15 protein-coding genes and 1 pseudogene are annotated in these 12,545 nt (G+C 70.3%); 10 read left to right on the forward strand and 6 right to left on the reverse strand.

What is annotated here, in order from left to right:
* Nucleotides 1-208: 208 nt before the first annotated feature.
* From ACZ3KP_RS32700 to ACZ3KP_RS32710, 3 genes are all read left to right on the forward strand, one after another.
* Nucleotides 209-505 (forward strand): Rieske (2Fe-2S) protein, encoded by a 297-nt coding sequence (locus ACZ3KP_RS32700; RefSeq protein ID WP_046730465.1) that lies wholly within the window; start codon nucleotides 209-211, stop codon nucleotides 503-505.
* A gap of 298 nt (nucleotides 506-803) precedes the next feature.
* Nucleotides 804-3,437: an ATP-dependent chaperone ClpB gene (gene clpB / locus ACZ3KP_RS32705; RefSeq protein ID WP_467503892.1), complete on the forward strand. Its 2,634-nt coding sequence runs from the start codon at nucleotides 804-806 to the stop codon at nucleotides 3,435-3,437.
* Between the two features lie 102 nt (nucleotides 3,438-3,539).
* Nucleotides 3,540-4,070, forward strand: coding sequence for a type III secretion system chaperone family protein (locus ACZ3KP_RS32710; protein WP_358979029.1), 531 nt, complete (start codon nucleotides 3,540-3,542; stop codon nucleotides 4,068-4,070).
* 9 nt (nucleotides 4,071-4,079) lie between these two features.
* Here ACZ3KP_RS32710 and ACZ3KP_RS32715 read toward each other — a convergent pair whose 3' ends face one another.
* Complete coding sequence (locus ACZ3KP_RS32715; RefSeq protein WP_467503894.1) at nucleotides 4,080-5,258, reverse strand: hypothetical protein; 1,179 nt, start codon at nucleotides 5,256-5,258, stop codon at nucleotides 4,080-4,082.
* Nucleotides 5,259-5,402: 144 nt separating this feature from the next.
* Between ACZ3KP_RS32715 and ACZ3KP_RS32720 the strand changes: the two genes are divergently transcribed.
* Entirely contained in the window at nucleotides 5,403-5,798 is a 396-nt protein-coding gene (locus ACZ3KP_RS32720; RefSeq protein WP_467504121.1) for a cupin domain-containing protein, read from the forward strand.
* A 552-nt stretch (nucleotides 5,799-6,350) separates the two neighbouring features.
* On the opposite strand, the gene ACZ3KP_RS32725 is transcribed toward ACZ3KP_RS32720, so the two are convergent.
* The gene (locus ACZ3KP_RS32725) at nucleotides 6,351-6,539 is read right to left on the reverse strand and encodes an NUDIX domain-containing protein (protein WP_467503896.1); all 189 of its coding nucleotides are present in this window, start codon (nucleotides 6,537-6,539) and stop codon (nucleotides 6,351-6,353) included.
* A 236-nt stretch (nucleotides 6,540-6,775) separates the two neighbouring features.
* On the reverse strand, nucleotides 6,776-7,669 hold the full coding sequence (locus ACZ3KP_RS32730; protein ID WP_467503898.1) for a LysR family transcriptional regulator: 894 nt from the start codon (nucleotides 7,667-7,669) through the stop codon (nucleotides 6,776-6,778).
* Between the two features lie 102 nt (nucleotides 7,670-7,771).
* Here ACZ3KP_RS32730 and ACZ3KP_RS32735 point away from each other — a divergent pair, with 102 nt between their 5' ends.
* From ACZ3KP_RS32735 to ACZ3KP_RS32760, 6 genes are all read left to right on the forward strand, one after another.
* The gene (locus ACZ3KP_RS32735) at nucleotides 7,772-8,860 is read left to right on the forward strand and encodes an alcohol dehydrogenase catalytic domain-containing protein (RefSeq protein ID WP_467503900.1); all 1,089 of its coding nucleotides are present in this window, start codon (nucleotides 7,772-7,774) and stop codon (nucleotides 8,858-8,860) included.
* A gap of 32 nt (nucleotides 8,861-8,892) precedes the next feature.
* On the forward strand, nucleotides 8,893-9,081 hold the full coding sequence (locus ACZ3KP_RS32740; protein ID WP_467503902.1) for a hypothetical protein: 189 nt from the start codon (nucleotides 8,893-8,895) through the stop codon (nucleotides 9,079-9,081).
* A gap of 63 nt (nucleotides 9,082-9,144) precedes the next feature.
* Nucleotides 9,145-9,762, forward strand: coding sequence for an NAD(P)-dependent oxidoreductase (locus ACZ3KP_RS32745; RefSeq protein WP_467503904.1), 618 nt, complete (start codon nucleotides 9,145-9,147; stop codon nucleotides 9,760-9,762).
* The gene (locus ACZ3KP_RS32750) at nucleotides 9,762-10,727 is read left to right on the forward strand and encodes an amidohydrolase family protein (RefSeq protein ID WP_467503906.1); all 966 of its coding nucleotides are present in this window, start codon (nucleotides 9,762-9,764) and stop codon (nucleotides 10,725-10,727) included. Before ACZ3KP_RS32745 ends, ACZ3KP_RS32750 begins: the two co-directional genes overlap by 1 nt.
* A gap of 74 nt (nucleotides 10,728-10,801) precedes the next feature.
* On the forward strand, nucleotides 10,802-10,924 hold the full coding sequence (locus ACZ3KP_RS32755; protein ID WP_467503908.1) for a hypothetical protein: 123 nt from the start codon (nucleotides 10,802-10,804) through the stop codon (nucleotides 10,922-10,924).
* Complete coding sequence (locus ACZ3KP_RS32760; protein WP_467503910.1) at nucleotides 10,921-11,271, forward strand: hypothetical protein; 351 nt, start codon at nucleotides 10,921-10,923, stop codon at nucleotides 11,269-11,271. The genes ACZ3KP_RS32755 and ACZ3KP_RS32760 overlap by 4 nt, the downstream gene beginning before the upstream one ends.
* A 136-nt stretch (nucleotides 11,272-11,407) precedes the next feature.
* Here the strand turns inward: ACZ3KP_RS32760 and ACZ3KP_RS32765 are convergent.
* The 3 genes and pseudogenes from ACZ3KP_RS32765 to ACZ3KP_RS32775 form a co-directional block, all read right to left on the reverse strand.
* A pseudogene (locus ACZ3KP_RS32765) lies at nucleotides 11,408-11,848 on the reverse strand (aminotransferase class I/II-fold pyridoxal phosphate-dependent enzyme); the annotation flags it as partial.
* A gap of 157 nt (nucleotides 11,849-12,005) precedes the next feature.
* Complete coding sequence (locus ACZ3KP_RS32770) at nucleotides 12,006-12,266, reverse strand: Txe/YoeB family addiction module toxin (protein ID WP_046730454.1); 261 nt, start codon at nucleotides 12,264-12,266, stop codon at nucleotides 12,006-12,008.
* Nucleotides 12,267-12,276: 10 nt separating this feature from the next.
* The gene (locus ACZ3KP_RS32775; RefSeq protein WP_037676836.1) at nucleotides 12,277-12,534 is read right to left on the reverse strand and encodes a type II toxin-antitoxin system Phd/YefM family antitoxin; all 258 of its coding nucleotides are present in this window, start codon (nucleotides 12,532-12,534) and stop codon (nucleotides 12,277-12,279) included.
* Nucleotides 12,535-12,545 lie beyond the last annotated feature (11 nt).

A 12,545-nucleotide genomic window follows, 5' to 3' on the forward strand; every position in this document is an offset into this window, starting at 1 on the left:
TCGGTACTTGTCGCCGCCTTGTCCGCCGTCGCAGCCTTCGGGGTGCTCAGTGGTTTTTCGGCCGCCGGCAAGAGTGAGGTACGTGCGAACAGCAGCTGGCCGGCGGTTGCCGTGAACTCCGAGACTGTCGGCGCTACTGATTCCGTGACCGATGGAGCCGGGAGCTGACGTGACCACCCCACCCGACGACCGATCCTTCCGCCGTGAGATGGCGACCGCGTACCGATCCGGCTGGCACTTCATCGACCTGGTCACCGCCATCCCCCACAGTGGTGACTCGCTGATGGTGACCGTCTTCGGTGAGCCGGTCGTCGTCACACGGGACGAGGACGAGGACGTACGGGCGTACCGGTGCCTGCGCAAGCCGCGGGGTGCGCCACAGCCCGTGCGCTGTGCCGTGCGGTACGGAATGATTTTCGTGAACCTGGACCAACGGGACCATCGGCTGGCTGAGCCGGAGGTGCCGGACGTGAGGACCATCTCGGCCACCCCCCGCAGTGCCTGACGCGATTCCCCCGTCGTAAAAAGATCGCTCAGGTACTTCCCCCCGCAGCGGCGTCACCGTGACCTGAACACGGTGACGCCGCTGCAGTTTTATGGGGACATTTCCTGGTATCCATCGTTTCCGGCCACCCGTCACGGTGGCTGAAACCCGCCGGTGGCGCCGCCTTGCCTCCCCTCCCGCCCCCTCCCGTCCCCGGAAGACCTCCCGCTCGCACCTTGAGTGGAATAGACTCAAGTTTGTGTACGTTGGCTGAGTCAGTACCGGGATCAGCATGGGGACGTAGGAGGAGAACGCGAACGTGGACGCCGAGCTGACCAACAGGAGCCGGGACGCGATCAACGCGGCCAGCAGCCGGGCCGTGACCGAGGGGCACCCGGACCTCACCCCTGCCCACCTGCTGCTGGCTCTGCTCCAGGGGCAGGACAACGAGAACATCACCGACCTGCTCGCCGCGGTCGACGCCGACCAGGCCGCCGTCCGCGCGGGAGCCGAGCGGGCCATCGCCGCGCTGCCCAGCGTGACCGGCTCCACGGTCGCGCCCCCGCAGCCCAACCGCGAACTGCTCGCGGTCATCGCCGACGCCGGGGAACGCGCCAAGGACCTCGGCGACGACTACCTCTCCACCGAGCACCTGCTCATCGGCATCGCCGCGAAGGGCGGCGCGGCCGGCGAGGTGCTCGACCGGCAGGGCGCCACCGCGAAGAAGCTGGCCGACGCCTTCCAGAAGGCGCGCGGCGGACGCCGGGTGACCACCGCCGACCCGGAGGGCCAGTACAAGGCGCTGGAGAAGTTCGGCACGGACTTCACGGCCGCCGCCCGGGACGGCAAGCTCGACCCGGTCATCGGCCGGGACACCGAGATCCGCCGGGTCGTCCAGGTGCTGTCCCGCCGCACCAAGAACAACCCCGTGCTCATCGGCGAACCCGGCGTCGGCAAGACCGCCGTGGTCGAGGGGCTCGCGCAGCGGATCGTGAAGGGGGATGTGCCGGAGTCTCTCAAGGACAAGCGGCTGGTGGCGCTGGACCTCGGGGCCATGGTCGCCGGCGCCAAGTACCGCGGCGAGTTCGAGGAGCGGCTGAAGACCGTCCTCGCCGAGATCAAGGACTCCGACGGCCAGATCATCACCTTCATCGACGAGCTGCACACCGTCGTCGGCGCCGGCGCGGGCGGCGACTCCGCCATGGACGCGGGCAACATGCTCAAGCCGATGCTGGCCCGCGGCGAACTGCGCATGGTCGGCGCCACCACCCTCGACGAGTACCGCGAACGCATCGAGAAGGACCCGGCGTTGGAGCGCCGCTTCCAGCAGGTGCTGGTCGCCGAGCCGACCGTCGAGGACACCATCGCCATCCTCCGCGGCCTGAAGGGCCGTTACGAGGCCCACCACAAGGTGCAGATCGCGGACTCGGCGCTGGTCGCCGCCGCGACCCTGTCCGACCGCTACATCACCTCCCGCTTCCTCCCCGACAAGGCGATCGACCTCGTGGACGAGGCCGCCTCCCGGCTCCGCATGGAGATCGACTCGTCCCCCGTCGAGATCGACGAACTCCAGCGTTCCGTCGACCGGTTGAAGATGGAGGAGCTGGCGCTGGAGAAGGAGACCGACCCGGCCTCCGTGGAACGCCTGGAGAAGCTGCGCCGCGACCTCGCCGACAAGGAGGAGGACCTGCGCGGCCTCAACGCCCGCTGGGAGCGCGAGAAGCAGTCCCTGAACCGGGTCGGCGAGCTGAAGGAGAAGCTCGACGCGCTGCGCGGCACCGCGGAACGCGCCCAGCGCGACGGCGACTTCGACACCGCGTCCAAGCTGCTGTACGGCGAGATCCCGCAGCTGGAGAAGGAGCTGGAGGCCGCCTCCGAGGCAGAGGAGGAGACGGCCAAGGACACCATGGTCAAGGACGAGGTCGGCTCCGACGACATCGCCGACGTGGTCGCCGCCTGGACCGGCATCCCGGCCGGCCGCCTGCTGGAGGGCGAGACCCAGAAGCTGCTCCGCATGGAGGACGAACTGGGCCGCCGCCTGATCGGCCAGACCGAGGCCGTACGCGCGGTCTCCGACGCCGTCCGCCGCTCCCGCGCGGGCATCGCCGACCCCGACCGCCCCACCGGCTCCTTCCTCTTCCTCGGCCCGACCGGCGTCGGCAAGACGGAGCTGGCGAAGGCGCTCGCCGACTTCCTCTTCGACGACGAGCGGGCGATGGTCCGCATCGACATGTCCGAGTACGGCGAGAAGCACAGCGTGGCCCGGCTGGTCGGTGCCCCGCCCGGCTACGTCGGCTACGAGGAGGGCGGCCAGCTGACCGAGGCGGTCCGCCGCCGCCCGTACACCGTGGTCCTCCTGGACGAGGTGGAGAAGGCCCACCCCGAGGTCTTCGACATCCTCCTCCAGGTCCTCGACGACGGCCGCCTCACCGACGGCCAGGGCCGCACCGTCGACTTCCGCAACACCATCCTGGTCCTCACCTCGAACCTGGGCAGCCAGTACCTGGTCGACCCGGCGCTCAGCCCGCAGGAGAAGAAGGAGCAGGTCCTGGAGACGGTCCGGAGGTCCTTCAAGCCGGAGTTCCTGAACCGCCTGGACGACCTGGTGGTCTTCTCGGCCCTGGAGAAGGACGAGCTGGCCCGGATCGCCCGGCTCCAGATCGACCGCCTGGCCCGCCGCCTCGCCGACCGCCGGCTCACCCTGGAGGTCACGCCCGAGGCCCTGGCCTGGCTCGCCGAGGAGGGCAACGACCCGGCGTACGGCGCCCGCCCGCTGCGCCGCCTGGTCCAGACCGCCATCGGCGACCGCCTGGCCAAGGAGATCCTCTCCGGCGAGGTCAAGGACGGCGACACCATCCGCGTGGACGCCTTCGGGGAGGGCCTCCTGGTGGGCCCGGCGACCACCGGTGCCCCGGCCGGGGCACCCGGCCGGGGCACCGGAAAGACGCTCTGAGCTGAATTCCGCCAACGAGAGGTGAACCCGCCGGGGCGGGGGTTGCCACCCCCCTCCCCGGATGGGGGAGGATGGCGGGATCCGCATGAAGGGAAAAACACGGTGAGCATCGACCCGTCCTCGATTCCGAACTTCGGGGGCCAGCCCGAGCCGCAGCCCCAAGGACCGGCGGGCCCCGTCGTCCCGGATCAGGATCTCGTGAAGCAGCTCCTCGACCAGATGGAGCTCAAGTACGTCGTCGACGACGAGGGCGACCTCGCGGCGCCGTGGGAGCAGTTCCGCACGTACTTCATGTTCCGCGGTGAGGACGAGCAGGCGGTCTTCTCGGTGCGGACGTTCTACGACCGGCCGCACAAGATCGACGAGAAGCCGCAGCTCCTGGAGTCCATCGACGACTGGAACCGGCGGACCCTGTGGCCCAAGGTCTACACCCACACCCACGACGACGGCACCGTCCGTCTCATCGGTGAGGCGCAGATGCTGATCGGCACCGGCGTCGACATCAACCACTTCGTCTCGTCCACGGTCAGCTGGGTGCGGGCCGCCATCGAGTTCGACAAGTGGCTCGTCGAGCAGCTCGGCCTGGAGGAGGACGTCGACGGTGCCGAGAAGCCGGAAGACGGCGACGAGTAACCAGCGGACCTACAGCGGTGTGTGCGCGTACACGACGAGGTACGCGCCGTAGCCGAACGAGAGCCCGGCCAGGGCCGTGACCACCACCGTCGCGTGCCAGGGCCGGGCTCTCGCCGTGCGGACCAGCGCCCGTGCCGGCGGCAGCAGCAGCGGGAAGGCCGGGAGCAGGAAGCGCGGCTTCGACTCGAAGAAGCCCGAGCCGCCGAGCGTGATCAGGAGGAGCACGGCGGTGTAGGCGAGCAGGGGGAGCGGCGGGCGGTCCAGGGCCAGCAGGGCGTACAGGAGCACCCCGGCCGCCACGATCAGCAGGACCATCGAGAAGACGAAGCGGTCGCCGTGCAGGAGCAGTTCGCGGGCGAAGCGCAGGGAGCCCCGGCCCAGGTCGAAGCGCGAGCCCCACAGGCGCTGTACGTCGAAGTAGCCGCCGAGCGGGTCGCCGGTGCGGCCGCCCACCCACAGGACGTAGGCCGCCCACCCGACCGGGGCGAGCGCCGCGCCCGTCCACAGCCTGTGGGTGACCGGGCCGCGACGGCGGTGGAGCTCGCAGCCGGCGGCGACGAGCACGGCCGCGGCGACCGCGAAGCCGTTGGGCCGGGACAGGCCGGCGAGGGCGGCCAGCGCACCCGCCCACAGCCAGTTGCCGGCCAGGACCGCGTACAGGGACCAGGCGGCGAACGCGGTCAGCACCGGCTCCGTGTACGCCATCGACAGCACCACGGAGTGCGGGAGCAGGGCCCACAGCACGACCAGCGCGGTGCCCACCGCGCGGCCGTGCAGCCGGGTGCCCACCGCGTAGACGCCGGCCGCGGCGACGGCCGCCGCGGTCCAGGAGACCAGCAGCGCGGCCCCCGCCCCGCTGAGCGGGGTCACCGCCGTGAGGGTGCGGATCAGCGCCGGGTAGAGCGGGAAGAACGCCAGGTCGCTGTGGACGACACCGGAACCGAAGTGCAGGGTGCGGCCGTAGCCGTGGGCGGCGATGCCCAGGTACCAGGCCGAGTCCCAGGACCGGCCGAGGAGGGTCAGCGGATGCCCGCCGCCCGCCCACGCCACCAGCGCGAGCACGGCCATACCGGTGAGCCGGACCGCCGCGAACAGTCCCACGGCGAGCCCGCCGGCCGTGACGAGGGACAGCCGGGTGCCGGGCCGCTGGGCGACGGGCGGGGCGAGGGCGGTGCTGACGTGGCTCACATTCGCACCCTGCCGGGGGATGGCGGTGATGTGCGAGAAATGTGCGCCCGATGGGGTAGCGGCCCTCCGTCCGGGCGGCTGCTAGCGTCCGGTTGCGTGGACGAGGGTGGGGACGAGGGCGTGGACGAGGGCGTGGACGACAGCGTGGACGACAGCGTGTACGTGGGCAACGCGGGCAAGGACGCGGCACTGGACCGGGGGTGGCTCCTCGGGCACTTCAAGGACCCCGGCGATCCGCGCCACAGCGAGGCCGTGGAGATCAAGTGGGGGGTGCACCCCCGTGGCGAGGAGCGGGCGCGATGGGTGGAGGGCGAGGAGCGCACCGCCCTCCTGGTACTCGTCAGCGGCCGCTTCCGCGTCGAGCTCCCCGGCCGCAGCGTGGTGCTGGCCGAGCAGGGCGACTACGTCGTGTGGGGGCGCGGGGTGGACCACTCCTGGTACGCGGAGGAGGACTCGGTCCTCCTGACGGTGCGCTGGCCGTCGGTACCCGGTTACGCGGTGCCGGAGAGCACCGCTGGTGGGGCCCAGCCGGGTACCTGAGTCCGGCCCGTCGCAGGGTCGGTCACGGCAGCTGCCGCAGCCGTTCCGCCGCCTACTGAAGGGGCCGGAGGAGACGTACGTCAGGAACTGCTTCGCCGAGCGCACCGCCGCCACCAGTTCCGACAGGACGACCTGCCCAGTCTCCACACCCTCGCCGCAGGCATCAACCGCGACCGCCACGCCGTCATCGCCGGCCTCATCCTGCTCTGGAACTCGGGCCCCGTCGAAGGCCACGTCAACCGGATCAAGATGCTCAAACGCCGGATGTTCGGCCGCGCGGGCTTCGCCCTCCTGCGAAAACGAGTCCTGCTCGCGCCATGACGCGGGCTGTCTGCTCGGAGGCCGAGCAGCACAGGTCTGGCTGGAACACCGAAGGTGATCAACGCCCTCAAAGGAATCGCAAGGTCGCGGGGGGAAAACAGGTCCGGACCGTCATAACTGGCGACTTCCTGTGGGTGCCACCACTCCAGCCCGGTGATGTTCTCCTCGGCGAGTTCGTCCTCGGACAGCGCCCCGCGCGGGTTGAACCCTGCAGTGCGCACGAGGAAGTAGTCATTGACGACGCCGTCGTACGCGACGTAATGCGGCACGTGGCGTCTCGTCCTGTTCGATTCCTCCGCCCGGAGTTGCCCACACCACCGTTTCCGCTGGCTCTGGAATCGCGAACCGACAGAGAAGGACGCGGTCGTCCTCGTCGAGGATGATCGCGCGGACTGAGTGACGCAGGTTCACGGATGGCATCCGGACACGCTGACTGCCCTGGCAAGGGTGATGTGATGGACAGGTGGGCCGAGCCCAGTAGCTCTCGGCCACTGGCCACAGAAGCTGATCCAGAACCCGAGTTTCGACGTCACTGGGGTGCTTGCGTGGGCAGCGGGGTGCTCCTGCTGAAAGGGCCCTGGCTGATGTCGAGGTACACGTGATGGTGCGCTCCCTCGGCGGGCTACGGCACCGAATCTGACAGCCGGCGGCACGTATCAGGTGGAAGAGGCAATTGCTCGGGTGACGGCCGTGATCGCCGGGGTGGGGCGGCCGGGGAGCCGCGCCACGAGAACCCGGCGGGTCTCGGGAGGTGCGCCTTCGACGTGCAGCAGGCTCACCCCGGGCGGCAGCACCGGCGAGAGCCGCGAGGGCACCGTTGTCACCCCGAAGCCGCCGGCGACCAGCTGAAGCTTCGTCAGCCAGTCGCGCGCGCAGTGGACGATGTCCGGCCGTCCGGGCAGGCCAGGCCAGACGCCGAGCAGTGGCTCGGCGTTCGACGCCGGGGCGGCAATCCACGGGGCGTCGATCAGTTCGTCGACGTGCACAGCGGTGCGGCCGGCGAACTCTCCGGTCGAAGACACCGCCACGACCAGTTCGGTGTCCATAACGGTCTCGGTGTGCAGGCGCGGCGACTCGCCGTCCAAAGGCCGGTGCGGCGGGCGGGAGGTCAGTACGGCGAGGTCGATCGAGCCCGCGCGCAGTGCCCGGATCAGGGAGGGCGTGGTGCCCTCGGTAGTCGTGACCGTGATGTGCGGGTCGGTCGCCGCGAGGCGGGTGAGTGAGCGAGGCAGGATGACCGCGCCCGCGCTCAGGAACAGTCCGAGCCGCACGAGTTCGGTCCGCGGGACGGTGCCGGTGAGGTCGCGCTCGGCCGCCGTCAGGCAGTCCAGGATCGTGCGAGCGTGGCGCAGCAGGGTCAGGCCCGCGGGGGTGAGCCGCACCCCATCGGGGCGGCGTTCGAACAGGGCGGTGCCCGCGCTTCGTTCGAGGGCGGCGGCCTGGCGTGAGACCGCTGACTGGGTGTAGCCGAGCCGGGTGGCTGCTGCGGTGAAGCTGCCGGACTCGGCGATCTGCCGCAGGACTCGTAGGCCTGTGCTGGAGATGTCCATGCGGCATACGCATACCACGCATGCTTGATCGTCGCTTCCCGCATGTCCGTCAGGCTCCTAGTGTCGATCCCGACGAACACGGACGCACACGGAGGTCATCACGTGCGAGCAGCAGTTCTGACGCAGTTCGGTGCCCCGCTCACGGTGCGGGAGGTTCCCGACCCCGAGGCCGGCGGCGGCGAGGTGGTGGTCGAGGTCCTCGCCGCCAGCGTGGCGCCCTACGCGGCTGAGGTCTTCAGCGGCAAGCGGAACTACCCCCTGGTCCCTCCCGTCGTGCCCGGGATCGGCGGCGTGGGACGGGTCGTCCACGTGGGCCCGGACGCCACCCGGCTGCGCCGCGGCGACCTGGTGTGGTGCGACTCGACGGTGCGCTCGCGGGATGACGCCCTGACGCCCGACATCACGCTCCAGGGCTGGAGTTCCCGCGGTGAGGGCGGCGCGCGCCTCGCCCGGTACCTGCACGACGGATCGTTCGCCGAGCTCATGCGGGTCCCGACGGAGAACGTCTTCCCGCTCCCCGCAGCGGCGGGGGACGACCCGGCCCGCTGGGCCGCGCTCGGTGTGCACGTCATCCCTTACGGCGGGCTGCTGGCCGGCGGGCTCGCAGCCGGTGAGACGCTGCTCGTCAACGGGGCCACCGGCAACCTCGGCAGCAGTGCGGTTGCGGTCGCGCTCGCCATGGGGGCGGGCCGCGTGGTCGCCCCAGGCCGCAACCAGGCCGCGCTCGACCTCCTCGCCGACCGGTTCGGTCCGCTCGTGCGCCCGGTCCCGCTCACCGGGGACGAGGCCGGCGACCGCGCGGCGATGTCCGCGGCGGCCGACGGCCCGATCGACATGGTGATCGACCTGCTACCGCCGAGCGCACCCAGCTCGGCAGCGCGCACGGCAGCCATGACCGTGCGCGAATACGGCCGCGTCGTTCTCATGGGCGGCATCGGCATGCTCGGTGGCGACGACCTCGCCCTCCCGTACCCATGGATCATGCGCAACTCGATCACCGTGCGCGGCCAGTGGATGTACCCGCGTACGGCGAACGTCGGCATCATCCGGCTCCTCGCCTCGGGCACCCTGGACCTCGCCGCCGAACGGGTCCGGTCGTTCGGCCTCGACGCCGTCAACGACTCCGTCGCGTACGCCGCCTCACATGGTGGCCCGTTCGACCGCACCACCCTCACCCCACCGGCTCGCTGACAAGACCGGCTGGTCGACGTCGGCCAGCGATCATGGCTGCGACCTGGGCGGGCAGCACCTACGCCTGGGGCGATCGAAGACGGCGCCATCATGGGCCACCCGGGCTGCCCATGATCGACCCCGCCACCATCAAGGCCGGCGTCGAGGAGGCACACGCGCTCGGCCTCAAGGTCATCGCCCACGCCATCACCCTGCCCCTCGCATCCAGCCCCTGTTCTTGACACCGGTTACCAACAGTTGTTCACTTACATGACCAACAGTTGTTTAGTTATCGGGGAGGAAGCATGCGCATCGCCGTACTCGGGGCGACCGGCAGGGTCGGCCGCCTCGTCGTCGAGCAAGCCCTTCAGCGCGGGCACGAGGTCGTCGCGCTGGTTCGCCGACCGGAGTCCCGCCCGATGCCCGGGCAGCCGACCATCGAGATCCGCCAGGCCGACGTCACCGCCCCCGCCGCGTTCCCGGACCTGACGGACGTCGACGTGGTCGTCTCCGCCCTCGGCATCGGCAAGGGCGACGGCCGGGGAACGCTCGTCGCCGGCGCGAGGGTCCTCGCCGACGTCCCGGTACGCACGCTGTGGCTCGCCGCGCTCGGCTCCGGCTCCTCCGTCGGCGCCGGCGGCGGGATCTACCAGTGGGTCATGAAGACCTTCGTCGGCGAGGAACTGGCGGAGAAGACCACCGCGGACTCGATCGCCGTCGACAGCGGCGCGACCGTCTTCCACGCCCCCGACCTCTGGGCCGGCGGCGTCAGCACCAAGCGCCGCAACATCCCGCTGGAGACCTGCACGAAACCCGTCCTGCCGCCGCACGCCTCCCGAGCCACCGTCGCGGCGCTGATGCTCGACGAGGCCGAACGGCCGACCCGCGCAGCGGGGATCCTCGTCCCGGTGGGAAGCGCCTGATGCGCGGGTACATCGCCGTCGAGGAGGCCATCGCGATTCCAGGTCTGGCGGACCGGCGACCGCCGATGCCGATGCCGGACAACATCGAACCGGCCTTCCTCGCGGACATGGCCGCCCGGCTGCCCGACGTCACACGGTTGCGGCTGCCCGACATGGACGCCAACGGCATCGCCGTACAGGTACTCTCCCTCACCGTCCCGGGCATCGAAGCGGAAACCGATCCGGCCCGTGCAGTGGACAACGCACGGTACGTCAACGACCACCTCGCCGAGATCGTCGACGCCCACCCTGGCCGCTTCGCCGCCTTCGCGGCCCTACCGCTCCAGGACCCGCCCGCCGCCGTCACGGAGCTGCGCCGAAGCGTCGAACGCCTCGGGTTCAAGGGAGCGCTCGTCAACGACCACATCCAGGGCCGGTACCTCGACGACCCCGCGTTCGACCGGGTCTGGGCCGCGCTGAGCGAACTCGGTGTACCGCTGTACCTGCACCCCGGCATGCCGCCCGCGGACCGCTGGCGCGTCCTCGATGCCCATCCCGAACTGGACGGCGCGTTGTGGAGCTGGCAGGCCGCCACCGGCGGGCACGCCATGCGCGTGATCATGTCCGGGGTGTTCGACCGGCATCCAGAGGCGACGATGATCCTCGGGCATGCCGGCGAGTTCCTCCCCTTCCAGCTCTCCCGCTTCGATTCGCGCTACGCGACCCTCACCGTGCCGTACCCGCTGCGGCGCAAGCCGTCCGAGTACTTCGGGGCGAACGTCCTCGCCACGACCAGCGGTGTGCTGTCCCCGGCCGCGATCGAGGCACTCGTGCACGTGCTCGGTGCGGACAGCGTGCTGTTCGCCGTCGACTACCCCTACGAGAGGACAGGTGCGGCCGTCACCGCCCTCGAACAGACCCGCCTCGCAGACGCCGACAAGCAGAAGATCGCCTCCGGCAACGCCCGCCGGCTCCTACGCCTTTGACCGTCTCCTGAACCGGGGCTGTCGAGCTTCTGGAAGCGCTGTCCGACGCCGCTGAACTGGGCGCCAGGGAGGCTGTGCACCGAGCGATCGTCTCGTGGCGGGCCACCGCCCGCATCAACGCCGATCCTGACCAGCTCAGGGAAGCGCTCCGTCCGCTCGATGACGTCGACCTCGGCCCCGTCGAGGTGCACGAGTGAGTCCGAGGAAAGGCGATCGGGTCAGTGTTCCTCCGCCGAGCGGCTGGCACGTCATCTACGGCACGACCGAGGCCGCGACCGGTTGGGAGGAGCTGTGCCGGGTGGCGTTGCCGAACGCGCATCGCTGCTTGGAAGTCCTTCGCGCAGACCCGCTGTCGCGGGCCAACTGGAACCGCCAGCACCAACTCCGAGGCAGACACGCCACCCGGGAATGGAAGGGCTCTGAGCTGGAGCAGCGGGAGTACGAGATCACCAGCGGCGGCCGGGTCCGCTACCTGGTCAGCCCGGACACCTCGACTGTGATCCTTGTGTACGCCTCCCCGCGACACCCGAAGGACACCGAATAGCCTCCGGTGTTTCGCCCGTGCGGAAGGCGAGGCGAACCAGGGCGCGGGCTGCGATGGGCTCTTGCGGTGCACGTGGCGGGCCGACCGGAGTCGGAGGACGGCCGCGCCGAGGACGACTGGCCCCATGCAGCGGCGGTCAGTGTGCGAACGCCTTGCGCAGCCGTTCCGCCGCGTCCGCCACTACCTCGACGCGTTTGCAGAACGCGAACCGGACGTATGGTGCGCCGGCCTCTTTGTGGTCGTAGAAGACGGCGTTGGGGATGGCGACGACACCCGCCCGCTCAGGCAGGGCGCGGCAGAAGGCGAAGCCGTCGGTTTCTCCCAGGGGGCGGATGTCGGTGGTGATGAAGTAGGTGCCGGCGGGCTGGAAGACCTTGAAGCCGGCGTCCGCCAGACCCGCCGCCAGCAGGTCCCGCTTGGCCAGCATGTCCTCGCGGAAGGCGGTGAAGTAGCTGTCGGGGAGGGCCAGCGCCTCGGCGACGGCGTACTGGAAGGGGCCGGAGGAGACGTACGTCAGGAACTGCTTCGCGGAGCGGACCGCCGAGACCAGCCCCGCGGCCGCCGTCACCCAGGCCACGCCTCCTTCGTACACCCATTCACGCGTGGCGCACCGGGCCCACCAAGGTAAGCCGTCGCCGACCGAGGCGCGGGCTGAGAAGTCCGTCGCTCTCCGCCGTACGACTGAGCGCACCGTGCGGATGGGACGGGAACGGTGGATCGCCGCGGTTCACCGGTCAGCTCTCGTAGTGGTAGCGGCACTGTGCGATCAGGACGGCGTCCTCGGTGGCCTTGTAGATCAGTCTGTGCTCGTCGTTGATGCGGCGCGACCAGTAGCCCTGGAATCCGTGCTTGAGCGGTTCCGGTTTGCCGATCCCCTCGTTGCCGTTCCGGGCGATGTCCGCGATGAGCGTGTTGATGCGCTTCAGGATCTTCCGGTCCTGAAGCTGCCACCACAGGTAGTCCTCCCAGGCGCGGGAGGAGAAGGTGATCTTCAACTCGGGGCCCTCATTCGTCGGTCGCCAGTTCGCGTACGGTGCCGCCGCCGTTCTCCAGCTCGTCGATGGAGGCGAGCAGGCGCCGGGCGTTCGCCGGGCTTCGCAGCAGGTACGCGGTCTCCTTCAGGGACTCGTAGTCCTCAAGGGAGACGATGACGACCGGCTCATGTCCGGCCCGGGTGATGACGACCTCCTCGCGGTCGTCGGTGACGGAGTTGAGCACCTCGGCGTACCGCGCGCGGGACTCGGAATACGTCATGGTCTTCACGATCAACCCTC

The sequence above is a fragment of the Streptomyces sp. NPDC020958 genome (assembly GCF_055562175.1).

Excerpts from the sequence above, each read along its gene's own strand:
- ACZ3KP_RS32700 (WP_046730465.1), top strand. The coding sequence starts at position 209 with ATGGCGACCGCGTACCGATCCGGCTGGCACTTCATCGACCTGGTCACC.
- ACZ3KP_RS32725 (WP_467503896.1), bottom strand. The coding sequence starts at position 6,539 with ATGCCATCCGTGAACCTGCGTCACTCAGTCCGCGCGATCATCCTCGAC.
- ACZ3KP_RS32730 (WP_467503898.1), bottom strand. The coding sequence starts at position 7,669 with ATGGACATCTCCAGCACAGGCCTACGAGTCCTGCGGCAGATCGCCGAG.
- ACZ3KP_RS32740 (WP_467503902.1), top strand. The coding sequence starts at position 8,893 with ATGGCTGCGACCTGGGCGGGCAGCACCTACGCCTGGGGCGATCGAAGA.
- ACZ3KP_RS32745 (WP_467503904.1), top strand. The coding sequence starts at position 9,145 with ATGCGCATCGCCGTACTCGGGGCGACCGGCAGGGTCGGCCGCCTCGTC.
- ACZ3KP_RS32750 (WP_467503906.1), top strand. The coding sequence starts at position 9,762 with ATGCGCGGGTACATCGCCGTCGAGGAGGCCATCGCGATTCCAGGTCTG.